Below are 24,431 nucleotides of genomic sequence, written 5' to 3'. Positions count from 1 at the left end.
CATTGCATTTATCACGATAGGAAATCCCATTATGCAGAGTTATCGTTTCAAACAATTTGGTGATATTGACCACTTAGCGCTTTGTCAGGAAGAGATGCCGGTACCTGAGGCGCGAGAAGTGTTAGTGCGCATACGCGCCACGTCACTTAATTATCGCGACCTGGCTATTATGAATGGGCAATACACTTTGCCGTCTCACCCTGGGCATATCCCACTATCTGATGCGGCCGGTGAGGTTATCCAAATTGGTCAGCGTGTCGAGCGCTTCAAGGTGGGCGATCGGGTGGTGAATACCTTTATGCCGCGCTGGTTTGGCGGTGCTTTTCTGGCTTCAGGGCGCGCTGAACTTTACGGCAGTGATCGCGACGGTTGGCTGACGGAATATAAAGTGGTTAGCGAAGAGTCACTGCTAGCGTTACCTGATTATCTCAGCTTTGAGCAGGGCGCAACGCTTCCCTGTGCCGCAGTCACCGCGTGGTCGGCACTTAATGGTGACCGGCCAGTTAAAGCGGGGGAGACAGTGTTAACTCTGGGTTCTGGTGGCGTTTCACTGTTTGCTATCCAACTGGCAAAAGCTATGGGGGCGCGGGTCATTGCCACGACGTCCAGTGAAGCTAAAGCCGCACAGATGAAAGCACTGGGTGCCGATGAGGTTATCAGCTATGTTCAACACCCTGAATGGAGCCATGAAGTGCTGCGCCTAACTGCAGGGCTTGGGGTGAATAGAGTGGTCGAAGTCGGCGGGCCGGGCACGCTGAATCAGTCCATTCGCTCTATCTGTATTGGCGGCGAGCTGGCGTTGATCGGATTTGTGGCTCACGATGCAGTGGCAATCGATTTTTTCAGTTTATTCAACAGCGCTGCCCGCTTTCGGGTAATAAATGTTGGCTCACGTGAGGATTTTGAACAGATGAACCGCGTGTTCGAACAACATCAAATTATGCCAGTCATTGACAGTACTTTCCCGTTTGCCGATGCTAAACAAGCCTGGCGACACTTTGATTCACGCCAGCATGTGGGGAAAATCGTTATCAGCCATTAGTCCATTAACGCTGACAGGAACATGAGAGATCCGTGTTCATCGTATTTGAAATGCCAAAGCTTACTTTTAAGATGCGGTTTCAACAGTAGGAATACTGGGAAGGTATGCGGATCTCTTTACCATTGAGGTAGAATCGAGGCACTTATATTATTGAGTCAATATTTGAGCCAGTTTCTTGATACCGTCAACAATTTCTGATGGAGAATGTGCGGCAAAACCTAACAGGATGGCTTGGCTTGTCGGTTGTGTTTGGCAGTAGCGTGAAAGGGGCTGTGCGCCCAAATCCACTTTGCGGCATTGCTCAATCATATAAGATTCCTGAATTTCTTCAGATAACCAACAGACAATATGAATACCTGAATCCGAAGGTTCTGCGTGAATAATTTCTGGAAGATACCATTGTATGGCCTTAATCGTAACCTGTTGGCGTTCATGACAGGCTTTTCTGACCCGCCTGACGTGACGCGCATAATGCCCCTCAGAAATAAATGCAGCCAGTATTGTTTGTTCTAAATAAGGTGTACCCGTATCTGCATAATATTTGGCAATTTTAAACGACTCCACTAGATTTTCAGGTATGACTAGAAAGCCTAAATGAAATCCCGGAAACATCATTTTAGAGAATGAACCAGCGTATATAACTCGCTGCTGTTTATCTAATCCTTGCAGTGCTTGTATAGGTTGTGCTGTGTATCTAAATTCACTGTTATAATCATCCTCAAATATCCACATTTTATTTTCAGAGGCCCAGTCAAGTAGAGCAATTCTTCTGGACAAACTTAATGTACCGCCAAGCGGAAATTGATGGGATGGCGAAGTGAAAATCATTTTTGCATGTGGCCAATGTTTTATAGCATAGGAAATATCCATACCATTCTCATCACTGATGACGGGGCAAACTTTGGCTCCTCTAGAAGTAAATGCGCCTAAAGCGCCATCATATCCCGGTTCATCGAGCCAAACTTCATCTCCTTTTTGCAAAAGAACTTGCGCTGCAAGATTCATTGCTTGTTGGGTTCCATTGACAATAAGTATCTGTTCATCAGTACAATTCAGGCCACGTGTTGTGCGAACATATTCACTAATGGCCAATCTTAATGGTTTAAATCCCAAAGGTTCATTGAGCCTCCAATCCTGGTGGCGAAACTGACGCCAGATTCGCCCTAATAATCGCCCCCAAAGTTCATATGGAAATAAATCTACACAACCCACACCAATATTAAATTTCATATTATTTCCGGCATATGGCGAGGTCATATCCCATATTTTTTTCATCATCTGCATATGAGGGTTAATATTTGTAGCGCTATTTTCATTATTTGTTTTTTCGTGAGGTGATAGGGATTTAACTTGAATAACTTCATCAGGGATTACTGATGTAACATAAGTTCCAGAACCTTTTTTTGTAACGAGATAACCTTCATCAATCAGGCGTTCGAAACCAAATAAAATAGAGTTTCTGGAAATTGACATCATTTCAGACAGTGTTCTGCTGGAAGGAAGCTTTCTTCCCGCTTTAAGCTGACCGTTCAGTATGAGTTCTTTTATAACTAAATAAAACTGCTCTTGAATTTTCCCTTTTTTTAGCAATAGGCTGGGGAAGCTAGCAACGTTTTTTTTCATTATCAAAGTGGATCCGTAAAAAATCAAAAAAGTGTACCTTATATGATACCACTACAAACGCTACTCTTTCATTTCCAGATGGGTGACATTCCAATAAGGTGTTTGATATGACTGATGAAAATGTAAAGATTTCTGTAGTGCCAGTACAAGAAGAAGATTACTCAAAATGGTTATCTTACTGGCTAAACTATCAGCAATTCTATGAAGTTCAGCTGCCTGAAGAGACGACAATGGAAACATGGAAGCGTTTTTTAGATGCAGATAAAGACATGCATTGTGCAGTTGCCAAAAAAGGGCAGACAATTCTTGGGTTCGTTCACTATGTTTTTCATGGTTCAACATGGTCTGTAAATGATTTCTGTTATTTAGAAGACCTGTTTGTTGCAGAAGACAGTCGGAGTCAAAATATAGGAAAATATCTTATTGAGCACGTTAAACAAAAAGCCAGTGAGCGACAATGTGGAAGATTATACTGGCATACACAGGAAAAAAACCTAACAGCACAGCGGCTTTATGACTGGATAGCAGAGAAACCCGGTGTTATAGAGTATAGATTACCCTGCTAAGCTTCACTTACTCAGTATTTGATTAACGAGTTATTCATATAAATATGTGAGCGGAGGAGTATTCACGATACTTTTCCGCAGAAGAAGTAAAAAGCCCGCTCAGGTTTCCCCTGAGCCTTGGCGTGATTTATCTTGTGAATAGCTAGCGATACAGTAGTGGAATGATGAATGGCTATGCTGATAGTTGTAAGAGCAGTACCGCTATCCTTCATCTTAATATGTCTGTTTCTCGACGAAACGTTACCGTTGAGAAAAATGCAGCGTGCGCGGTAATTGCTACCGACGTAGTGATGATGGGTTAATCAAATCAGGAGAATGCGAATGTCTGACTATCCTACGATTGCTCTTATTGGTCCGGGTGCTATCGGTACCACCATAGCGGCCGTACTGCATGAAATTGACCGCACGCCAGTCCTCTGCGGGCGCACCGCGCATCCACAGTTGATTCTGCGTCACGATGGCGGTGAAATTGTAGTGCCAGGTCCGGTATTGAGTCAGCCGACGGCTATCAGTCAACCGTTCGATCTGGTGTTTCTAGCGGTGAAAACCACCCAGATTGCTGACAGCGTACACTGGCTGGCTGCGCTGTGTGATGAAAACACGGTGGTATGTGCGCTGCAAAATGGTGTCGAACAGAAAGCGCGGTTGGAACCCTTAGTCAAGGGTGCAAAGGTACTACCTTCAGTCGTGTGGTTTCCGGCACAGCGCGAGCCGGATGCTTCAGTCTGGCTGCGCGCTAAACCGCGCCTAACGCTGCCGGATGTGCCGCAGGCAACGCGAGTCGCTGATGCGCTCAGCGGCACCAGATGTGCGGTAGAGCTGTCAGCCGATTTTCTCTCCATCGCCTGGCGCAAATTGTTGCAGAATGCGGTCGCAGGTCTGATGGTACTGGCTAATCGTCGTGCTGGGATGTTCTCACGCGTGGATATCACTGAATTGGCACTGGCATATCTGCGGGAGTGTCTGACGGTAGCGCGAGCGGAAGGCGCCGTATTGAACGATAACGTTCCACAGGAGATCGTTGACGGTTTTCATCATGCCCCTGCGGATCTCGGCACTTCCATTCTCGCCGACCGTCAGGCCAACCGCCCACTGGAGTGGGATATTCGTAACGGCGTGATACAGCGTTATGGTCGTTTACAGGGTATTCCTACGCCGATCAGCGACGTGGTCGTGCCACTGTTGGCAGCAGGGAGTGACGGGCCGGGTTGAGGTCGTTAACTACCGGCGTATTCTCTAAATTTGTCGCATCTGACCGGGATGGTATTAGCCATTAACTGACTGATATTTAATCCGAAGAAGAATGCTCTTTCTATCAAGAGCACCAGAATGACTCCCCTTAGTTGCAGGTTACGTAAAGCAGGTTAGCTGCATGTGGTGATCGTTACTAGGGTGTAACCTGTAAGGGAAGTACAGTCAGAGCGGCTTCTTCTGTTGGAGCTTGATAGATTACGTTCAGACTGCCAGTGACAGCTTTGTAATCCCGCCAATACGCCCTGATGCCTGGCATCAGGGCGGCAATATTAGAATGACTGCAGCGCACTAATTTTGCCCTGCTGCCAGTCACTTTCGGATCGACGCAGAGCCTGGCTAATATCGACCAGCTTGTCGGATGGCAGGGTCTTAGGTAACAAATCTAACCCAACGCTAGAGATAATCTGCCCATAGCTGTTACGCAGTTCCGCATAGGCCAGATCCTGACGCAAGTCGGCGTTCAGCGCATTCAACTCCCCCTGAATCAGTTGTAACTCACCAATGCTGTTAGCCTGATAGCGATTTCTTAACTGCTGGGCGATTTGTCCATCCAAATCACGCAGTTCAGCGCTGGTTTTATACTGCCGTAGCGCTTCGTTGTAGTTGGCACGAGCCACATACAACTGCGCCATAATGGCTAACGACATGGCCTGGCGCTGCACTTCCGCGACTTGCTCGTTCGCCTCTGCCGCCTTTCGTGCCGCAGGGCCTGACATTAGGTTAAACAGATTCCAAGTGGCTTTGACCCCGACATCTGCCCAACTGTTGTTAGTCAGGAAGGAGTTACTGTCGTAATGACCACCGGCACTTAACTCAATGCCCGGTAACATCCGCAGTAGAGCTTTACGGGTTTCGGCAGCGTGAATACGCACTTGATAATCCTGTTCACGCAGTTCGGGACGGCTGACCAACGCTGCTTCTTCCAGCGTTTTTGCATCCACGTTTAGCTGTGGCACGATCTGTTCGCTGCTGCTGGGTAGTGCCAATTTGTACGGCGTATCCAGCGGAAGGTTCATTAAGGTGGCAAGCTCAGTTTTGGCCAAGGAGAGCGCCCGTCGTTGTTCTTCCAACTGGCGGGTGGCATCGATGAGCGCCCGACGATAGCTCAGCGCCTCAATAGGATCGCCGACCTGCTGCGTTGTCATACGCTCGCTGGCCTCACGCGCCTGGTCCACTCGGGCGATTAACCCGTCGATCTGCCCCAGCAACCGTTCGGCAGCTACCGCACGCCAGTAAGCAGAACGGACATCTTGAAGAATGGTGTGCACCACCTTGCGTTTGCGCTCTTCGGCAATCCAACGCTGATCAGATTTCTGCTTTGCCGTGACATAGCTGACACCAAAGTCGAGTACATTCCACACCATGGTCAAATCAGCCACATTACGATCGCGGTCTTGTGAGGTGGATGGCTCAAGGGAAGTTCGCCCCGTTTCGACGCTACGACTGCTGGATGCGCTTACATTATTACGTCCTACGTAGCCGGCGGATGCCGCCAGTTTTGGCAGCATGTCATATCGTGCTAAGTCCAACTGCTGTTGGGCCAGGGCTTGTTCCATCACTTTTAAGCGCGATTCGAGGTTATATTTCAGCGCACGCGCCATCGCATCATACAGACCAATAGGGGCGGTAACGGGTTCCTGCTGACTGAACATCACCACGCGATCCTGCTGGCTGCGTTGCTGACTTTCTGCCTTGGTTATGGGGTCACTGGTGACGGCGCAACCGCTGAGTGCCAGCACCAATGCACTTAGACTAAAAAGCTTGCGCCCCTTTACCACTATTCCACTGCCGCTTACGGTCGTTACTGTTGACAACCGTTTTACCATCAACATTCTTGTCATAAAATACGTGCCTTCTGCTGTAGTCTTGTTGTTATTCCTGCTGCTGCCCCCGATCGTGCAGCGCCTGTTTAATCGTTGCCAGACGTTGTCCTTCTGCTTCTCCGATCTGTTGTAATTGCCGATGCAACGATGGGGTGAATGCTACGCCGGCTTGTGTTGTTGTCTCCTCTGCGCCTTGCATCGAAGCTGAGACGGTATTGATACCGATGTCTTTCCAACTGCCGCGGGTAAATACCTCCATCGGCGTCAGTGAGGGTAGATAAATCCCAGAGAAAACACTGGCTAGTGAAGAGGTGCCGCCCAGCGCCGGGTCTTTGCTAAAGCTGGGGAAAGAACCCAGAGAGCTATCAAACCGAGTCCCGCTAGCCGGAACCATACTGCGCGTGAAGATAGTGCCTAGCTGACTGCCCTGTGTTGTGCTCCTCGCATTGTCCTGATGTGGGGCGGCGAAGATGCTGGACATCAATGAACCTTCTGCTGCTGCACGTCCGGCACTGAAGTTACCGAGCGAATTCGAGGAGAGCAGAGCATTCAGTGCCTGTGTTGTGTCGCCTTCTATCTGAGATAATGTGCCGCTGTTCTCACCGGATCTTTGTGGTGTGATGCTGTCAGACAGGCGGAACTGAGGATCACCGGCGATGATCTCTGCGCGAACCACTGCCATAGTCACGGTCAGGGTAAAGTTGGTGCTGACCGACACGTTACTGCCGTCGGTAGCGGTGACCTTGATACTCAGGTTGCCGACATTGCCATTGCCTGGCGTGCCGGAGAAGGTGCCCGTAGCGGCATTAAAACTCAACCAGGCAGGCAGTGGCGAGCCGTCTGCCAGCGTCGCACTGAGTGTCAGCGTGTCACCGTCCGGGTCGCTAAAGATGCCGGCAGGTACCGTGAAGTTTAGGCTACCGTCCTGTGCCACCCTTTGAGCCGGGATCGGGGTTGCGACGATCGGAGCGTCATTGATGTTAGTGACGGTCAGTCTAAAGCTGGTGCTGACAGAGGCATCACCGTCGTTGGCTGTGACCTTAATACTCAGGTTACCGACATCGCCATTGCCTGGCGTGCCGGAGAAGGTGCCCGTAGCAGCATTAAAACTCAACCAGGCAGGCAGCGGCGAGCCATCTGCCAGTGTCGCGCTGAGTGTCAGTGTGTCACCGTCTGGATCGCTAAAGGTGCCAGCCGGTACGGTGAAGTTCAGGTTACCGTCCTGCGCCACGCTTTGAGCCGAGAGCGGGGTTGCCACCACCGGAACATTGTTAACATTGGTGACTGTAAGGCTAAAGCTGGTACTGATGGTGGTGTTGCTCGGGTCGGTGGCGGTGACCTTGATGCTCAGGTTGCCGACATCGCTATTGCCCGGCGTACCGGAGAATGTGCCGGTGGCCGTATTAAAGCTGAGCCAGGCAGGCAACGGCGAGCCGTCTGCCAGTGTTGCGCTAAGTGTCAGCGTGTCACCGTCCGGATCGCTAAAGGTGCCAGCCGGTACGATGAAGTTCAGGTTACCGTCCTGCGCCACGTTTTGAGCCGGGATCGGAGTTGCGACGACCGGCGCATCATTGATGTTAGTAACGGTCAGGCTAAAGTTGGTGCTGATGGTAGCGTTGCTTGGGTCGGTGGCGATGACCTTGATGCTCAGGCTGCCGACATCCGCATTGCTTGGCGTACCGGAGAAAGTGCCGGTGGCTGCATTAAAGCTGAGCCAGGCAGGCAACGGTGAGCCGTCTGCCAGCGTCGCGCTCAGGGCCAGCGTGTCACCATCCGGATCGCTAAAGGTGCCAGTCGGTACGATGAAGTTCAGGTTATCGTCCTGCGCCACGTTTTGAGCCGGGATCGGAGTTGTGACGACCGGCACATCATTGATGTTAGTAACGGTCAGGCCAAAGTTGGTGCTGATGGTAGCGTTGCTTGGGTCGGTGGCGGTGACCTTGATACTCAGGCTGCCGACATCGCCATTGCCCGGCGTACCGGAGAAAGTGCCGGTGGCCGCATTAAAGCTGAGCCAGGCAGGCAACGGTGAGCCGTCTGCCAGCGTCGCGCTCAGGGCCAGAGTATCACCGTCCGGATCGCTAAAGGTGCCAGCCGGTACGATGAAGTTCAGGTTACCGTCTTGCGCCACACTTTGAGCTGGGATCGGAGTGGCGATGATTGGCGCGTCATTAATGTTAGTGACGGTGAGGCTAAAGCTGGTGCTGACCGAGGCATCACCGTCGTTGGCGGTGACCTTGATGCTCAGGTTGCCGACATCCGCATTGCCCGGCGTACCGGAGAAGGTGCCCGTAGCGGCATTAAAGCTGAGCCAGGCAGGCAACGGTGAACCGTCTGCCAGCGTCGCGCTGAGTGTCAGTGTGTCACCGTCCGGGTCGCTAAAGGTGCCGGCCGGTACGGTGAAATTCAGACTACCGTCCTGCGCCACACTTTGAGTCGGGATCGGGGTTGAGACGACCGGCGCGTCGTTAACGTTAGTGACGGTGAGGGTAAAGCTGGTGCTGACCGAAGCATTAGTGGTGTCGGTTGCAGTGACCTTGATGCTTAGACTGCCGACATCGCCATTGCCTGGCGTACCGGAGAAAGTGCCGGTGGCCGCATTAAAGCTGAGCCAGGCAGGCAACGGTGAGCCGTCTGCCAGCGTCGCGCTCAGGGCCAGAGTGTCACCGTCCGGATCGCTAAAGGTGCCAGCAGGCACGGTGAAGTTCATACTGCTATCCTGAGCCACGCTTTGAGCCGGGATCGGGCTTGCCACTACCGGTGGATTCCCAGTGACCAGCGTCAATGTAGAAGTAGCACTGCTGCTGGCATCGTCGTTCACTTTCACCAAAATGGTACGTGTGCCTGCACTGGGCGTGGTGGCGGCGTTAACATAGACAATTGCGCGCAACACGGTCTGGAACGCTTCCGCCGTTGCTCCACCAGTCAGTGTTACTGTCAGCCCATTACTTGTGACATTGATGCCAGCGGCATGCGCTGCCAGCCGTGCTGATTGTGACAGCGCCAAGGATTCGCTATTACTGTCCAGCACGCCGCTGAGTGAGAGCGTCAATGTCCAGATACGACTATCGCCATCAGTTTGGCCCAGGGTTGCCAGTGCATCGGTGATGGCGATACCACTGCCGAAACCGCTGGATATTGTAGCTGAGTAATTATTCCCAGTATTACCCCCGTTCAGGTCCACCTGCGGGGCAGTACCCGAGGCGAATTGCGACTCATAGGCACCGATATCCACACCGCCCTGACGAATGCGATCCAGCCCGCGAACATCTGTGTCGCCTGTGACGTAGAAGCGGTTGCCCTGATTGATGGCATTGCTAGCCGTAGCGGCCAGTCGCGGATCGGATGACGACACCTGATCCACGCTACCACTCAGGATGTTGTTGCCGCCGTACAGCGTGTAGCTGGCGCCGGTGGGTTGCCCCGGCGGAGTGTAGGCCACAATATCCTGGCTCGTGCCGGTAATGATGGAATTACGCACGCTGGCGACCCAACTGAGGGCATTGTTAATGAATTCGAAGACGATACCGTTGTTCTGACCACTGATGGTGGTATTTATTAGGCTGATATGTGTGGTGGTAGGGTTACCCTGGTTCCCGGTTAGCCACAACCCGCTGATACCGAAGGTGCTTCCAGCCGAGTTAATACCGGTATTATGGGTGATGGCGGAGTTGGTGATTGACAAGGACATGACTTGCTGGGTATTGGACACGAACAGCTTGATCACCCCTTCATTCAAATCGCCAATCATCATGTTGTCGTGAATATTGACCCGGTCGAAATCAAGGTTGTAGCTACCTGGCGCGACATTGTACAAGTCGATTATGCCGTTACCCCACAGAGTGTCACGGTTGCCCGAAATATCCACGTTGTACAGCCGGAAGTTGACATCGTGGGCACTGTAGCTGAGCCCCAGCACGCCACCGGTGTCGGTGCTGTTATCTGTGGTGAAATTGGTCAGTGTTAGGTTTTGAATGGCCATGGTGATCGAACCGGTAACAATCTGGAAACCGGAATAGCCGCCACCGTTCAGGGTGAAACTTTGACCATCAATTAGCACGCTGTCTGTCGGCGACAACAGGGAACTGGCTAGCGTCACGTCGGTTTGGAACACGATGCGGTCAACACCCGAGGTGTGGTTGGCCCAGTACAGCGCCTCACGCAGGCTGAGCCCATTACCGTCATTGGCATCCTCTTGCAGGGAACTGCTGAAGTTAGCATTATCACCGGTGTCGTCCCCTGAGGTGACATACAGCGCGCCATTGCTGGCCAACACATTGACCGATGAAGTGATATTTAGTGCGCTACTGTTGTTGCTGCTGCCACTGTCGCTGATGGCACTCAGCGTGACCGTCCGCGCTGCGGCGGTGACACTGGCGGCGCTGTTGCCATAGCGCATGCCATCCACCAGACCGGCCACTTGATCATTACTGGCGCTCATGCCATTCAGTTGCACGGTCACGGTGTTCCCGACGCGTGTCACGCTATAGCTGCCGATGCCGTTGAGCGTACCGGTGCTGTTGGCACTCAGGTTGATGTTGTTGCCGCCAACGTTGATAAATTCGCCGCTGTCGGTGACATTGGAAACGGTTAAGGTTAGCGAACTGAAGGTCTGGCCGGTGTCGTTGGTATTGGCGCTCACACCACTAAACAGATCAACTGAGCCCGCCATGCCGCCGATGAATACCGGACTGCTGCCAGTGGCGCTGAGTGTCGGCGCATGGCTCGCGCTGGTGGTAGTGGCATCAACCTTGACCACAGTGACCGTATTATTACCCGCGCTATCCTTCGCCACCACGTACACATCATACATTGTGCTGGCGGCGAGGCCGGTCAATGTAAAGCTAAAATCGTAGGGTGCGCTGTTCAGCACCTGGCTGCCCGAGGCGGTGGCAGCACCACCTGTGGCATTTTTCCCGGCAATCACCTGCGCCGCAGTCGGCGCGCTGGCGCCATCAGCCACCACCACATAATAGACATTACCCTTCTCACTGACGCTGCCGCTAAGATCGAAGCCGCCTGCAGTGGCGTTGGATGCGACCGGTGCCTGATCGAAGGTAGGGGCAATATTATCCGTTACCACCAGCGTCACCACCTTGTCATAGGTGGCTCCGCCATCAGATACCTGCAAGCGAACTGAGTAAGTGCCGGCAGCCATGTTGGCGGCATTGACGGCGTGGAGTGTGTTGCCGCTGACGGTGAATAGGGCGTTATTCGTACTGCCGCGGCCACTCACCAGACTGTAGGTAAAGACGGTGGAATCCACATCCGTCGCCGACAAGGTGGCGACCACGCCATTATTGCCGAGGGATTGAGTAAACTCCGTGGACGACAGCGTGATATCGGTGGGTGCATCGTTCACCGGCACCACGGTGATAGCGCTGCTGATATTTGGCGCAACGGTATTATTGCTGGTGCCGGAGTCGGTCAGTTGCGTCAGGGTGACCGTGCGTGTGGCATTGCCGGGGTTGTCGCTGCTGTTGCTGTACGTCATGCCTGATAACAGACTGCCCATGTCGCTGTTGCTCAGCGTGGCGCCGGTGATAGTGACAGTGGCGACACCATCATTCAGGCTGACACTGGCACTGCCATAGCCGCTACCGAGTGAGACGCTATTACCATTGCTTAGCGCAACATTGATGCCGTGAATAGTCAGGTATTCAGTACTGCCCGCCACGTTACTGACGGTAAATACAGCGCTGCCAAAGGTCTGCCCGCTGTCATGGGTATCGACGCTGATGCCGGTAAATACACCCACTGCTGCGCCGTTTTCGGCAAAGGTAGGGTTGGCTCCGCTGCCGTTGGCCGTCGGGGCGTGATCGGCAGATTGACCCGAATTGGTGGAGGTAAAGTGCCATACCAGTACGCCATCACCGGCCGTCATATTGGTATTGATGTGGAAGGTAATGGTTTTATCGTTGCCGTTAACCGTGGCAGAGATATCCGCTGCACTGGTGGTAGCGGCGTTATCTTTGGTGACCGAGGTGATGGCCAGCAACGTGCTGCCAGAGAAAGTGAAATCGAACGAGGTAAGTCCGTCACTGGCGTAAATTCCGTTGCGTATGGTCATAGTGATGGTGGAATTGGTCGGATTGATATCGGCATACCAGTTGGAACTGTCAACATCAAATCCGCCATCAAGAAATATTTCCACACCAGCGCCGACCGTACCAGTGGAATAGGCAGTACCGTCAATGATGAAATCAACTGTAGTGCCGCTCACATCGAGTGTATGACGATAGCCGTCTATGTGTATTGCACTGGTTTCGATGGTGCCATTGTGGTTTTCCAGATCCCAATCGCCCCCCAGTCTGCTGTCGCCAGTAGTATCACTGGAGGCCGCCACATCAGCACCAGTAAGCTGTGCCAACAGCGTGACGAAACTTTGGCCGGAGCCCTGCGCCACCTCGCAGCCGTAAATCAGCAAATCCCCCGAGTCCGTCAGAGCAGCGCCTAAGGTCGCAAGATCGGCGGCACGGGCGTTGGCGGTGGTACTGTCCAATGTCAGGCTGCCTAACTGGATTTCCCCTTCTGAGCCGTGGCTTAAAATATGGACAGCATCATAATTGCTGTGGCTTTTTGCCCACTGGACCAACTGGCTGAGCCCATCTTTACTGCCGTCAAACAACTGGACTTCAATTCCTACCGGTACGTTATCGACCAGTGTTTGATAATCGGTGACCGAGGTATCGATAAATACCACTTCCTTACGCGCGGTTTCACCGGTGACAGCAATATCACTGGTGCCGCTGGTATCATCATGGTTGTCGGTGTGTTCGGTTTGGTTATGTTGTGTCTGGGGGCTATCACCCGTATGCGCGGTATTGCTGCTGTCAGTGTTGGCACTGGCCTCAGCGGCGGGTTGGGCATTATCTGCCTGATTGACGGTAGCGGCGACGGCACCATCAAACATCATACGTGCTTCGAGCGCGAACCCGAGTGGCATTGGTGATGCAGTATTCACCGCAGCGGTAACTCGGTCACTGTGTCTGCGAGTGCGTAAAAAATGGCGCCATAACATAGATGTACTCCCGAAAATCATGACTAAGTGATCACAACCCGATACGCGTTGCGGGGATACGCTAAATCTCATGTAACGGAACATTAATAAATATGGCTACATGATCGTTTTATTGTCTTATTGTAAATTTAATTTAAAAATAAAAGCTTGAGAATGTCATTTTTTCAATAATGTTAAATATCTCGATTTATTTTTCGCCATTGCCAATAGCGGGTGATATGCGAAAAAGAAACAGCCAACCGACGCTGCTAATAACGGCGGTCGGCTGGGATTACGCGTCAAAGTATTTAGGGGTGTTGCGGGTAAATCCCCTGAGTTGCAATGCAGGCTGTCAGCCCTAGTACCGGGTCACGGACCGATAATGGGGTGCTTGAACCTGTGACGCCGACCGAGACTTCCGGGACTTTAAACGAGAATGATGGAATGGTTGGGTTGCCTGTTACTGCAACATCGGCAGGCAGCGTCGCACCTGCGCCGGGCTTAGTTTGTATAAAGGGGCCTTTGAAAGTCACATTCTGCGTGCCAGCCCCAACGGGCACCGTGCCGGCGATGGCGGTAAGGTAGTTAAGCCCGCTGGCCGGTGCAGCACCGCCGCTGGCAGGTACGGTGGTAGACAGCGGCAGACTGGCTGTTACACTCAGCGTGCCCGGAACTGCGGGGATGGTCACGTTATTCGTCGCTGGCGAAACCGATGTCACTACATGGGAGTGTGCTGCCAAATTGCTGATGGTAAGGGCTACGCTTTCTGCCCCCAGCGATTGACCAAGATTGATGTTACTCAGACCTGGCCCCTGGTCGGTGCCGATAGCACTTCTGCCGCGTAGGTCGGGAAGGCCGAAGGTACCTGATGATTGCTGCCCGCCAAACGTGTTGCCGACCAGTGAATAGAGCGCCTGATAAGCGTTGATTTGTACTACTTGCCCTTTAGCTGGCAGGAATCCCTGAGGGCAGTAGTTGGTGACCATATAACAGACGGAACCGATTAAGGGTTCGGCTGCACACGCAGAGGCATCTTCTGCATGCAGCATAATAACAGCCAGGGAGCTTACCAGTGCAGATTTGGCGAATAATGATGAGGTTAATTTCATATTGACTCTCCTTGCAATATATACGGCTTTGTTGAAACCACATGGATTTGCAAAAAAATAATTCGCTTTCTTATTATTTAAATAATAATTAAATTGCAGAAATAATTGCTACCTAAATACCATAGCTCAGCGTTTTTGATTTGTTAGTCTTAGAGAGAAAATTTAATTTATTTAAAACAATGCCCAGTCTTGATATGGAGTATGGGCAGGAATAGCCGAGTTGCCTCAGTTAAGGTGTGATATCTATTATTTAATAAAACCTGTAATACATTGAAAAATAAATGTATAAAATGACTACTTATATATTGAGGATTAAAATCCGCTCTCTCTTATTCCTAATGCTGCGATGCGCCGCCATATTGCACCTAACAACGATTCTTTCTCGCCTTGTAAAATAACGCTGCCACGTAAAGGTTGCTGTGGTAACGATGTTGCCGACGTCAGGGTGAAACGCACGCTGTAGTGTGCCTGCACCGGTTGGGGATATTGCTGACTGTCGCGGCGTACGGCAATGGGGCCATGGCGGTCAGAAGCCAGCATTTCCTGTTGCAGGTAAGCGCTGCCTGTAGGCGCAATCGTCTGTAAGCGCACCGCCTGACGCGGAAATGCCGGGTCGTCCGCGAGGAAGACGCCGTTCATACCTTTTTGGGCACGCGTCAGGTAATCTTCCGGAATATAACCACTGACTTGCCCCTGTAGAGGGTCGACCACTCTCAACAGCGGTGTATCAGCAGTGAGCCAGCGCCCAGAAGTCATATCCCGTGCAACATCCCGCACCACACCGGCTTGCGGCGCGCGCAGCGATAAACGTTGGCGCTGTGCTTCCAATCCGCGATACCGTGCCAGCGACTCGGCCAATTGTCGATCGAATACCTGAGTTTCGCTGGCGGTTTCCTGTCGTGCCGCGCCGCGCCGTAATTGCTGTTGCAACATAGCAATACGCTGGCGTTCGATATCGAGTCGGTAATCCAGATCGTTTGAACTCAGTTCCAGGAGAATATCCCCGGCATTGACCCGCTGACCATCGGTGACGTACAGATTTTTTACCTGGGCCGGCAACGGTGAGTATAGGGTGCTGACATTGGCGGCTTCTAGCACTGCAGGGATGCGCATGCTACCGCGCCAGGGATAGATCAGGATAAACATCACCAGCAGGAACAACAGTGCCGCGCGCAGCAGGGTTGCACTATGTATGGATGAACGCATAGACCACCAAGTATAAGCTTCTTTAAGAATTGGCAGTGCGATAAACCAGGCAATCTCAATCAACATCAGCCCGATACCGATCACTTTGATAAAGAAATGGTACACCACCAGTGCGATACCAAAGAACAGGAAGAAACGCCAGATCCATGAGGCGTAACCCCAGATAAGCAGCTTGCGTTGTAGGTTAGGTGACCAGGTTTCCGGTGGCGGGTGGCCATAGCCGAATAGACTTTCGCGCAGTCGCCAACGACACAGGGAGTAGGCACGCTCTTGCAAGTTCTCCACACGCCAAAAATCGCTCAGTAAGAAGTAACCGTCAAAACGCATTAGTGGGTTCAGGTTCACCGCCAGTGTGGTGATCCACGTGGCGCTGGAGAGCATAAATGCTGCGGTACGTGCCGGACCGTCGGGCAGCAAGGCCCACGCTAGCAGTGCGATACCGGCCAGCAGTAGTTCAGCCAGAATTCCGCCAGCACCGATCAACAGGCGTGAGCGGCGATCTTTGAGTTTCCATGCATCACTTACATCGGTATAGAACAAGGGAAACAAGACGATAAAGGCCACTCCCATGCTCTGCACTCGGCAGCCAGCACGTTTTGCCATAAAAGCATGACCCAGCTCGTGAATGAACTTGGCAAACACCAATGACAGGCCAAATACTGCCATGCCAGACAAACTGAACAGATGCGGGAAGGAGTGGGTGTAGCGCACCCAATCACGGCTGACCAGAAACAGGCCCAATATCAACAACAGCGGAAAGATACCAATAAGAAAAGGACGCCCGTAGCGCTGTAGCCAAGGCCAGCAGCGGTTGAGTATCGGATCTGGACGGCACAGGGGGATACGAAAAAACAGATATTGATGCAGCACGCGTTTCCACAAGCTGATGCGCATGGTACGGGCTTTATCCAGATAGCGCTGACGCTGTTCGGCATCCAAGGAACTAACCAAATCGTGCTGACGCAAAAACTGCAACAACTGTTCTAGTTCCTTTACCTGCAGCGGCAGGCCGGGTTCCTGATTGGCGGCGGAGAGGACCTGCTGAGGATGACGTAGTGCCCAATGACGTAACAGCCGGATGGCAGACGGTGACAGATTGAAATAGCGTCCGGTTACCGGATCTGCCAGTACCCACTGCGGCGCACCGTTAATGCCGGGAGCGGACTTGGATAACTGTAAATCGGCACGCAATGCGGGTAATAGCGGGGTCATAGCCCGATAGCCTGACGGATCACAGCCAGCGGGCGACGGAACAGATAAACCGCCAACGGAACGTATTCGCCTGACAATTTGGCAGTACCACGCAAACCAATACGAGGCGGTGCATTGATAAGCCGACCATCTAGCCGGTAAGCCAGATTACCCGCTGGTGTCTGCTCAGATTCATAGGCGATACGTTCTAACTGTGCCGCATGGGGTGTCAGTGGATCGCTGTCCAGAAACAGCGTAATAGGCGCATTCTGTTGCAGTTGGATAGCATCGCCCACATCCAACTCTATACGTAACGTGGCCAACATCGGGTCTGCCAGCTCCATCAGCCGTTCTCCGGTGCGCACGGGTTTTCCTGCCCAGCGGTTGGCGTCTGCGAACACAGCGATACCGTCACGGTCGGCACGAATTTCAGCTCGACCAAGCAGGGCGGTGGCATAATCTCGCTCGGCGCGCTTTTGTGCCACTTGCGCGGCGAGAAAATCCAAACGTGCTTTTGAATCAGCATCCTGAAATGCACGCTGTGAGCTGGCGCGATATTCTGCTTCGGCGACATTGAGCGCACGCTCAGCCACATCGGCTTGTGCTTTTAGGGTGGTGTCATCGAAGCGTACCAGCACATCGCCCTGATGGACGCTTTGGTTCGGCTGCACAACAAAAGATTGAATCACGCCATCCAGTGGGGCAGCCACTACCCTGCCTTGATAGGGTACCACCTCCGCTGGGGCCAACACAGACTGACGTACTGGAATAAACAGGCAAGCAAGTATCAGCAGTAGCGGCACGACAATCTTCCAGCTCGTCCGGCGCGGACGCCAGCGGGCAGTTTGTGGTTCAAGTGCCAGCCAGGCATGGCTAAAGGCGTCGCCAAGTTGTTCTGCTAGTACCCGGTCGGCGTTGTGCCATGGCTGCTCCCGCGCCAGCCAGACCGCACCGAAAGGTTTTCCTTGACGATCGTTTAGCGGCAACCACAAGGCTTCGGGGGCGGATAATGTTTGCCAGTCGCTACGGCTCTGCTCATCAAGCTGTATGGCTTCGATCACCGAACATTGCTTAAACCTGTCTTTATCTGCTGCTTGTAATTGAGTACAAGCACGCTCGATGAACGCGACAAACGGCGCATGCGGAGCAGGCTGAGTGACGCCAGTCACTGCGCGTACGCGACCATTGATGATCAGTGCAGCATGACGAAAGCCAAATAGCGGTTGGCTATCGTTGACGATGCAGTAGGCCAGCTCTTCGCTGGTAGCGGCGGCACGAGCCTGTCTTTCAACATCGAGAAAACGGGCGAATACTGCTGCACTGGTCGAGGTGGGTGAGGCGACGCTAGTCACTTCGCCTCCGGGAACTGCGCAGTACCACTCATTCCAGCCATCAGGCTCTGATCGGGATGTGCAAGGGATCCGGTCAGACCGAGGGTCTGGCTGCTCTCATCAATACGCGCGCCCAGCCTTGCCACTGTAGCTTGCAGTGGTTTGCCCGTTTCGTCGGGTATGAAAGTGAAGGTTAAACCGGGTTTTAGCACTGACAGCAGGCGTGACGAAACCAGCAAATTAATTTCCAGATGGCGGTTATTCACTATATCCAGCAGTGGCGTACCTTGCGCCACACTCTCGTAAGTCTGTGCGCGGCGTTTAACCACTTGTCCGTCAAAGGGGGCATTTATGTGGCAGCGGTTGACTTGAATCTGATATACCTGACTTTCAGCCTGGGCTTGAGTGAAATGGGCGGCAGAGAGTGCCACGGCGTGTTTACCGACGGATTTCAGTTGTGCCAGTTGCTGGTTTTGATTCAATTCCGCCTGTGCTGCGCGCGTTGCGGCTTGTGAGGCGCTGAGCTGGGCCTGATAAATGGCGCAATCAAAACGAACTAATACGTCGCCTTTATTGAATGCTTCTCCTTCCTTGAATGGTATTTCTACAATGCGTCCCGACTGGTCACTGGAGAGAGTTGCTTGATCGACTGCGACCAAAATACCGCGCGCTTGATTGTCGCTACGATTAATCGGCGTATCGCCAGCGACCGTGGGAGCGAGAAGCGGATCAGATACATTTGCCCGTGCTGGCTGAAACAGTGAACCAATTAAAAGCAGACCTACCATATAGCGATAACCCAACATGTTAACTCTATTCACAATCGCCTGCCTTTGCCGAAAAACTACTATTGACATCGGAGATCCGCAACGATATCTGGCGTTGCGTTCTGTTAATTATCTATATTTCAATGCTTCGCAGTATAGCAAATGGGATAAAAGTCGAAAGAGGATGCAATAGACTAAGGCAAAAATTTCTTATATGAGCAGCAGGCCATAGTGGCAAATCGGGCATATGCGCTAGACATGCGAATTGATCACAGCCCAGCGTTGATCTCGCTGATGCTGGAGTTTATCAAGCCGTGTAAGCCTACACAGAATGCTGTTGTTGAAAGCTCAACCGGATACCGGACAGAAAACCTGGATTTTATCTATTTCAGACACTGAATGAAGCACGGGAAATTACCGAGCGTTGGCTGACTGAATATAATAGCGAACGGCCTCATGAATCCCTGAATAATCTGACGCCGAAAGAGTACAGGCTGATGGTTGAGAAACTGGAAGTCTGAAAAAGGGTGTGGAACTAGAATAAGTATAATTACAGGTTTTTTTGCCTCCATTTAGCTGGCGATAGGCCGTGCACTTTCTTGAAAGCTTTAGAGAAATGTAGTTGGTTTTCATAGCCTACCGAAATTCCCACCACTTTGATCGCCGTATTGCTATTGCTGAGAAGGCTGACGGCGATGCTCATGCGAAAATTAAGCAAATACTCCTTAGGGCCAATACCGTAGGCACTTTTGAACAGCCTGCATAGGTAGCTGCGATTGATATTGCAGTAGTCAGCCAGACTATCAACCGTCAGATGTTCGTGGTAGCGGTTTTCAATTTTTTTAACCGCTTTTCGTATATGTTTCGCCTTCTCATCATGGGGGGAAGCGCTACCCTGAAGCGTATTGCTGATTAGCGTTGAAAAGAAAAGATAACACAGTCCCTGCACCTTCAACTGGTGTTCATCGCCATGATTGATAATTTGCCGTAGATACCCTTGGGCGCTGGTGTTGTCTTTATTCAAGTTGGGCCGATAAACTGGGAATTGACGACTCAGATGACAGTCTTCGAAAATTTTGGCGACGATCAGCCCATCTACCTCAAGCCATATATAATGCCAGGGATCCCGTTTATCAGCGCAGTAGGTTGTCACATCATGCGGGTGGATCAGAAATCCTTCCCCTGCGACGACAGGAAAAGTGCCGTATTCGCTGTATAAAATACCGGTCCCGCTTATCACATAATGAAATAAATAATGCTGGCGGACAGCGGGACCAAAACTGTGTCCCTTATTGCAAGTCTCCTCCCCGTACTGGTACAGATTCAATTCAATATTGTCGGTATGATTTAGGATAAAAGTCTTGTGCATCAGCCATGGCCTCTATTTTTCACCCACGTTATCAGCGAGGTCTCCAGTAAAATTACTGTGTGCTAGTCAGATTCAGAGCTGGCTCACACTTTCTTCGTTACATCATTTTTCGCCATAACAATATCACATTTAGCCATATTTCATGTTCACGCCACAGCGTACATTCTGCATATCGAAAACAGCAAGAATGGAGAAATACAATGATTAAAGTGACATTTATGGGCGCAGGCAGCACCATTTTCGCCAAGAACGTACTGGGGGATATCATGGCGACACCGGCGTTGAAAGAGGTGGCAATCGCACTGTACGACATCGACAGCGCCCGTCTCAATGAATCACTCGCCATGTTGAATAATATCAACATTAATACTAATGCAGGCAGAGCGAATATCACCGCTTACCTTGGTGTTGAGAACCGACGTGCGGCACTGAAAAACGCTAATTACGTGGTGAATGCCATCCAGGTCGGCGGCTACGATCCTTGCACCATAACCGATTTTACCATTGCCCGGAAATATGGTCTCCAGCAGACTATCGCCGACACGCTGGGTATTGGCGGTATCTTCCGTGCGCTGCGCACCATACCAGTGCTGTTTGATTTCGCACGGGATATTGAAGCAGTCTGTCCGGACGCCTGGTTACTGAACTACACAAATCCTATGGCCACCATAACGGGAGCCATGTTGCGTCATACTGAAGTGAAAACAGTGGGGCTTTGTCACAGTGTTCAGGTTTGTGCTGAAACGCTATTGAAAAGTGTGGATATGCCAACCGACGATGTGCAATTTCATATCGCGGGTATTAATCATATGGCCTGGCTGCTGGACATTCGTCGTCACGGCGAAGATCTGTACCCGGAAATTAAGCGTCGCGCAAGCGCTCTACAAGGCAAGCATGATGATATGGTGCGTCATGAAATAATGAAAACTTTCGGCTATTACGTGACTGAATCGTCAGAACATAATGCCGAGTACATGCCTTACTGGATCAAACGTAACTACCCGGAACTGATTGAACGATTCAATATCCCGCTGGATGAATATCCGCGCCGGTGTATCGAGCAGATTGAGCAATGGCAGCAGCAGAAAGTGGAGCTGACCCATGACACCAGCCTGACTCACAGCCGTACCCATGAATATGCTTCTTACATCATAGAAGCGATGGAAACCGATCGGCCTTACAAAATTGGCGGTAACGTGCTCAACACTGGTTTGATCACCAATCTACCTTCAGAAGCCTGTGTCGAAGTTCCTTGTCTGGTGGATGCACAGGGTGTTACGCCATGCTATATCGGCAACTTGCCGGAGCAGTTGGCAGCGCTGAACCGTACTAACATCAATACACAGCTGCTGACTGTCGAAGCTGCGGTTACGCACAAACGCGAAGCCATCTACCATGCTGCTCTACTCGACCCGCACACTTCTGCAGAGCTTTCAATCGATGACATCCGCAAGCTATGCGACGAACTAATTGAAGCGCATGGCAGCTGGCTTCCAGCCTACCATTAATCGCCTTACTGACCTGATACCTCCTTATAACTCACAAGGCGCGGAGCTTTCCGCGCTGCTACCAATGGGAAGGTGAGCTATGTTCTACTTAAAAAACAGGAACTTTTGGATTTTCGGTGCCTTCTGTTTTTTCTATTTCTTTATCATGGGCGCGATACTCCCGTTTTTTCCGATTTGGTTGCATGACGTCAACCTGCTCGATCAGCAACAAACCGGAATAGTTTTTGCTAGCATGGCGCTGTTTGCACTGGTATTTCAGCCAATTTTTGGCTTCGTGACAGACAAGTTTGGCCTGAAGAAACATCTGTTGTGGATGATCATTTTCCTGCTGCTGTTTCTGGCCCCTCTGTTTATTTATGTCTTCTCACCGCTGCTGCAAAGTCACTTTTTTGTAGGAGCCCTGTTGTGTGGTATTTATCTCGGACTGGTCTGCAGCGGTGGTTCGCCGGCTATAGAGGCCTATATCGAGAAAGTGAGCCGCCGCAGTCAGTTTGAGTATGGTCGCGCGCGCCTGTTTGGTTGTATCGGCTGGGCAATTTGTGCCTCGATCGTTGGCTATATGTTTACCATTAATAACCAGTTCGCGTTCTGGCTGGCGTCGAGCTTCTCGCTGGTATTGGCCGGTTTGCTATATCTGTTCAAACCGGAAGAAAGTAATACGCTGGCGGTGGCTGATGGTTTGGCGCTGAACCATAAGCCCATCAAACTTAAAGCGGCACTGGGGTTGTTGAAAATGCGCAAATTCTGGTGCCTGGTGATGTATATCGTCGGAGTTGCCTGCGTATATGACGTCTTTGATCAGCAATTCGCCAACTTCTTCACCTCATTTTTTAGCAATCGGCACACCGGCACTCAGGCGTTTGGCTATGTCACCACACTGGGAGAATTTCTTAATGCGTTTATTATGTTCTTTGCACCATTGATCATTAACCGCATTGGTGGCAAAAATGCGCTTCTAATTGCCGGAGTGATTATGTCAACGCGGATAATCGGCTCGTCACTTGCAGACTCAGTTACAGAAGTAATAATTCTGAAGACACTCCATATGTTTGAGGTACCATTCCTGCTGGTGGGCATTTTCAAATATATTACTACCCAGTTTAACGTTAATCTCTCAGCATCGATTTACTTGTGGGGTTTTTGCTTCTTTAAGCAGCTATCTGCCATCGGTATGTCCTATGTGGCAGGGGTGATGTACGTCAATTACGGCTTCAAAATTGCTTACCTGATCCTTGGCTGTATCGCGTTGCTATTTACCATCATTTCAGCATTTGCTCTGAGTGGTAAGGTACGTATTATCCAATCCTCAGACGAGTTATCGGTTTCAAATGTATAGGTCGGTTTTAGTTCTGAGTGCAACGTTATGAGTATTCGTCAGAATCCACCCTCAAATACGACGCGACGAGTGGTGTAAAGTGACCGATAGCTTGTAGAACAAATGTGGCAGAATATTTATACAGAAGTGGCAGGTTAGGGGGAGTTTCTTATGTCGACGGATATCCTGATGGTGCTGAATCTGTTGCCCCGCACATCGTTCGTGCCGGGGCAAAGTTTTTGTGAACAGTTGCTCAACTTAGGTATTTGAGCATCAATACGTTAGAAATAGCTACATAGAACAACGTTGCGGATGCCCTCGTGAAGCGCGATTATGCCGTCCAGGTTTATTGCCGTGTTGTTCTCAATCTGGCAAACAGACGAGTTGCGTGATTCTCTGACCATGTTCGGTTACTGTTATGTCAGTCCAGCGCCACAAACTTGAAAGTTTTTTTGCGAGGAAGTGGCTCTTTCAGCAGAGCGCTGTTGTGCTGGATTGATATTCTGCGCCAGCAACTTGCGGATACCATCACGCTATTGACGGGCATCAACCAAAGGCACGTCGGGATAGGCACCTAAGCCGAGGCGGGATTTTTTTCTATTGATACGATATTTGAGATACCAGAGACGTGAACCGCCTGGATTAACCAGCAGGTACAAACCGTGAGAATCGGAAACTTTGAAGGGTTGATCAGAAGGTTTGAGACTGCGGATTTTTGAGTCGTTAAGAGACATTTTAGGGTCACTCCGTCATCGAACCAACCTGACCCCAAATCTGACCACCAAATTCATCCTTTTCGGAGGGAAAACTGAAAACGCCGCGGGTAGATTTATCACACTAACCTGTTGTATCAGAATCATAGAAAAATTTGGGCGGGTACATAAAAAGCAAAAAACCTGCCTAAGTTTCCTTAAGCAGGCTTCTCTAAATTTGGCTCCTCTGACTGGGATCGCCTTTGCCAGTAACTGGCTAATAAGCAAACTAAACTTAAATTCTTATCCTGTCAAGACCACCAAAATGACCACCAATCGAAGTTGGTTATATAAAACTGATTTGAGCGGTCTCGTGCATTTGGTGATCGTTACTATGATCGTATCTACAAGGGCAGTCTGCTCTGTGCTCAGGCTGTGTGAAAACCGGCTTAGCTCAAAGCAATAACCGAATGCGAGACAAAACCAGCGTATTTAAGTTAAATCTGCGAGTTCTTACCAGGGAACAAATCGCAGTTCTCGCGTAGACGCACGTCCTATAGTTTGTAGTTAGAGTTTTCACACAGCATGTGCCTGAAGCGGACGTTGTTAACGAGAAGAGCATGAGAAAGCTGAAG

Annotated in this window: 13 protein-coding genes and 2 pseudogenes; 6 read left to right on the top strand and 9 right to left on the bottom strand. The window is 51.0% G+C overall.

What is annotated here, in order from left to right:
• The first annotated feature begins 31 nt into the window (after window positions 1–31).
• Entirely contained in the window at window positions 32–1,042 is a 1,011-nt protein-coding gene (locus tag ACF3VQ_RS12990) for an NAD(P)-dependent alcohol dehydrogenase (protein ID WP_392431371.1), read from the top strand.
• A 147-nt stretch (window positions 1,043–1,189) separates the two neighbouring features.
• Here ACF3VQ_RS12990 and ACF3VQ_RS12985 read toward each other — a convergent pair whose 3' ends face one another.
• On the bottom strand, window positions 1,190–2,665 hold the full coding sequence (locus ACF3VQ_RS12985; RefSeq protein ID WP_392431370.1) for a PLP-dependent aminotransferase family protein: 1,476 nt from the start codon (window positions 2,663–2,665) through the stop codon (window positions 1,190–1,192).
• 107 nt (window positions 2,666–2,772) lie between these two features.
• Between ACF3VQ_RS12985 and ACF3VQ_RS12980 the strand changes: the two genes are divergently transcribed.
• Both ACF3VQ_RS12980 and ACF3VQ_RS12975 read left to right on the top strand, forming a co-directional pair.
• The gene (locus ACF3VQ_RS12980; RefSeq protein WP_392431368.1) at window positions 2,773–3,231 is read left to right on the top strand and encodes a GNAT family N-acetyltransferase; all 459 of its coding nucleotides are present in this window, start codon (window positions 2,773–2,775) and stop codon (window positions 3,229–3,231) included.
• Between the two features lie 321 nt (window positions 3,232–3,552).
• Complete coding sequence (locus ACF3VQ_RS12975) at window positions 3,553–4,443, top strand: oxidoreductase (RefSeq protein ID WP_392431366.1); 891 nt, start codon at window positions 3,553–3,555, stop codon at window positions 4,441–4,443.
• 311 nt (window positions 4,444–4,754) lie between these two features.
• Here ACF3VQ_RS12975 and ACF3VQ_RS12970 read toward each other — a convergent pair whose 3' ends face one another.
• The 6 genes from ACF3VQ_RS12970 to ACF3VQ_RS12945 all read right to left on the bottom strand — a co-directional run bounded on the left by ACF3VQ_RS12970 (window position 4,755) and on the right by ACF3VQ_RS12945 (window position 18,933).
• Window positions 4,755–6,263: a TolC family protein gene (locus ACF3VQ_RS12970; protein WP_392435576.1), complete on the bottom strand. Its 1,509-nt coding sequence runs from the start codon at window positions 6,261–6,263 to the stop codon at window positions 4,755–4,757.
• A 94-nt stretch (window positions 6,264–6,357) separates the two neighbouring features.
• Window positions 6,358–13,329, bottom strand: a complete 6,972-nt coding sequence (locus tag ACF3VQ_RS12965) for a putative Ig domain-containing protein (protein WP_392431364.1) — start codon at window positions 13,327–13,329, stop codon at window positions 6,358–6,360.
• A gap of 287 nt (window positions 13,330–13,616) precedes the next feature.
• Window positions 13,617–14,417: a phage tail protein gene (locus ACF3VQ_RS12960; RefSeq protein WP_392431362.1), complete on the bottom strand. Its 801-nt coding sequence runs from the start codon at window positions 14,415–14,417 to the stop codon at window positions 13,617–13,619.
• A gap of 312 nt (window positions 14,418–14,729) precedes the next feature.
• Window positions 14,730–16,835, bottom strand: coding sequence for an HlyD family efflux transporter periplasmic adaptor subunit (locus ACF3VQ_RS12955; protein WP_392431360.1), 2,106 nt, complete (start codon window positions 16,833–16,835; stop codon window positions 14,730–14,732).
• On the bottom strand, window positions 16,832–18,166 hold the full coding sequence (locus ACF3VQ_RS12950) for an efflux RND transporter periplasmic adaptor subunit (protein WP_392431359.1): 1,335 nt from the start codon (window positions 18,164–18,166) through the stop codon (window positions 16,832–16,834). Before ACF3VQ_RS12950 ends, ACF3VQ_RS12955 begins: the two co-directional genes overlap by 4 nt.
• Window positions 18,163–18,933, bottom strand: a complete 771-nt coding sequence (locus tag ACF3VQ_RS12945; protein WP_392435574.1) for an efflux RND transporter periplasmic adaptor subunit — start codon at window positions 18,931–18,933, stop codon at window positions 18,163–18,165. The genes ACF3VQ_RS12950 and ACF3VQ_RS12945 overlap by 4 nt, the downstream gene beginning before the upstream one ends.
• A 207-nt stretch (window positions 18,934–19,140) precedes the next feature.
• Between ACF3VQ_RS12945 and ACF3VQ_RS12940 the strand changes: the two are divergent.
• A pseudogene (locus tag ACF3VQ_RS12940) lies at window positions 19,141–19,433 on the top strand (transposase); the annotation flags it as partial.
• A 29-nt stretch (window positions 19,434–19,462) separates the two neighbouring features.
• On the opposite strand, the gene ACF3VQ_RS12935 reads toward ACF3VQ_RS12940, so the two are convergent.
• Window positions 19,463–20,281: an AraC family transcriptional regulator gene (locus ACF3VQ_RS12935; RefSeq protein ID WP_392431357.1), complete on the bottom strand. Its 819-nt coding sequence runs from the start codon at window positions 20,279–20,281 to the stop codon at window positions 19,463–19,465.
• Window positions 20,282–20,481: 200 nt separating this feature from the next.
• Here ACF3VQ_RS12935 and ACF3VQ_RS12930 point away from each other — a divergent pair, with 200 nt between their 5' ends.
• Both ACF3VQ_RS12930 and ACF3VQ_RS12925 read left to right on the top strand, forming a co-directional pair.
• Window positions 20,482–21,789 (top strand): alpha-glucosidase/alpha-galactosidase, encoded by a 1,308-nt coding sequence (locus ACF3VQ_RS12930; protein WP_392431355.1) that lies wholly within the window; start codon window positions 20,482–20,484, stop codon window positions 21,787–21,789.
• Between the two features lie 79 nt (window positions 21,790–21,868).
• On the top strand, window positions 21,869–23,125 hold the full coding sequence (locus ACF3VQ_RS12925; protein ID WP_392431354.1) for an MFS transporter: 1,257 nt from the start codon (window positions 21,869–21,871) through the stop codon (window positions 23,123–23,125).
• A 403-nt stretch (window positions 23,126–23,528) separates the two neighbouring features.
• Here the strand turns inward: ACF3VQ_RS12925 and ACF3VQ_RS12920 are convergent.
• A pseudogene (locus ACF3VQ_RS12920) lies at window positions 23,529–23,838 on the bottom strand (Arm DNA-binding domain-containing protein); the annotation flags it as partial.
• Window positions 23,839–24,431: the final 593 nt, after the last annotated feature.

The sequence above is a fragment of the Yersinia fenwicki genome (assembly GCF_043099325.1).
GTDB lineage: Bacteria > Pseudomonadota > Gammaproteobacteria > Enterobacterales > Enterobacteriaceae > Yersinia.
This window is presented reverse-complemented; position numbering and strand designations above follow the sequence as displayed.

What these genes read in the sequence shown, in the direction of transcription:
- ACF3VQ_RS12985 (WP_392431370.1), bottom strand. Translation starts at nt 2,665, where the DNA reads ATGAAAAAAAACGTTGCTAGCTTCCCCAGCCTATTGCTAAAAAAAGGG.
- ACF3VQ_RS12960 (WP_392431362.1), bottom strand. Translation starts at nt 14,417, where the DNA reads ATGAAATTAACCTCATCATTATTCGCCAAATCTGCACTGGTAAGCTCC.
- ACF3VQ_RS12945 (WP_392435574.1), bottom strand. Translation starts at nt 18,933, where the DNA reads ATGGTAGGTCTGCTTTTAATTGGTTCACTGTTTCAGCCAGCACGGGCA.
- ACF3VQ_RS12955 (WP_392431360.1), bottom strand. Translation starts at nt 16,835, where the DNA reads ATGACCCCGCTATTACCCGCATTGCGTGCCGATTTACAGTTATCCAAG.
- ACF3VQ_RS12965 (WP_392431364.1), bottom strand. Translation starts at nt 13,329, where the DNA reads ATGTTATGGCGCCATTTTTTACGCACTCGCAGACACAGTGACCGAGTT.
- ACF3VQ_RS12975 (WP_392431366.1), top strand. Translation starts at nt 3,553, where the DNA reads ATGTCTGACTATCCTACGATTGCTCTTATTGGTCCGGGTGCTATCGGT.
- ACF3VQ_RS12930 (WP_392431355.1), top strand. Translation starts at nt 20,482, where the DNA reads ATGATTAAAGTGACATTTATGGGCGCAGGCAGCACCATTTTCGCCAAG.
- ACF3VQ_RS12925 (WP_392431354.1), top strand. Translation starts at nt 21,869, where the DNA reads ATGTTCTACTTAAAAAACAGGAACTTTTGGATTTTCGGTGCCTTCTGT.
- ACF3VQ_RS12935 (WP_392431357.1), bottom strand. Translation starts at nt 20,281, where the DNA reads ATGCACAAGACTTTTATCCTAAATCATACCGACAATATTGAATTGAAT.
- ACF3VQ_RS12980 (WP_392431368.1), top strand. Translation starts at nt 2,773, where the DNA reads ATGACTGATGAAAATGTAAAGATTTCTGTAGTGCCAGTACAAGAAGAA.
- ACF3VQ_RS12990 (WP_392431371.1), top strand. Translation starts at nt 32, where the DNA reads ATGCAGAGTTATCGTTTCAAACAATTTGGTGATATTGACCACTTAGCG.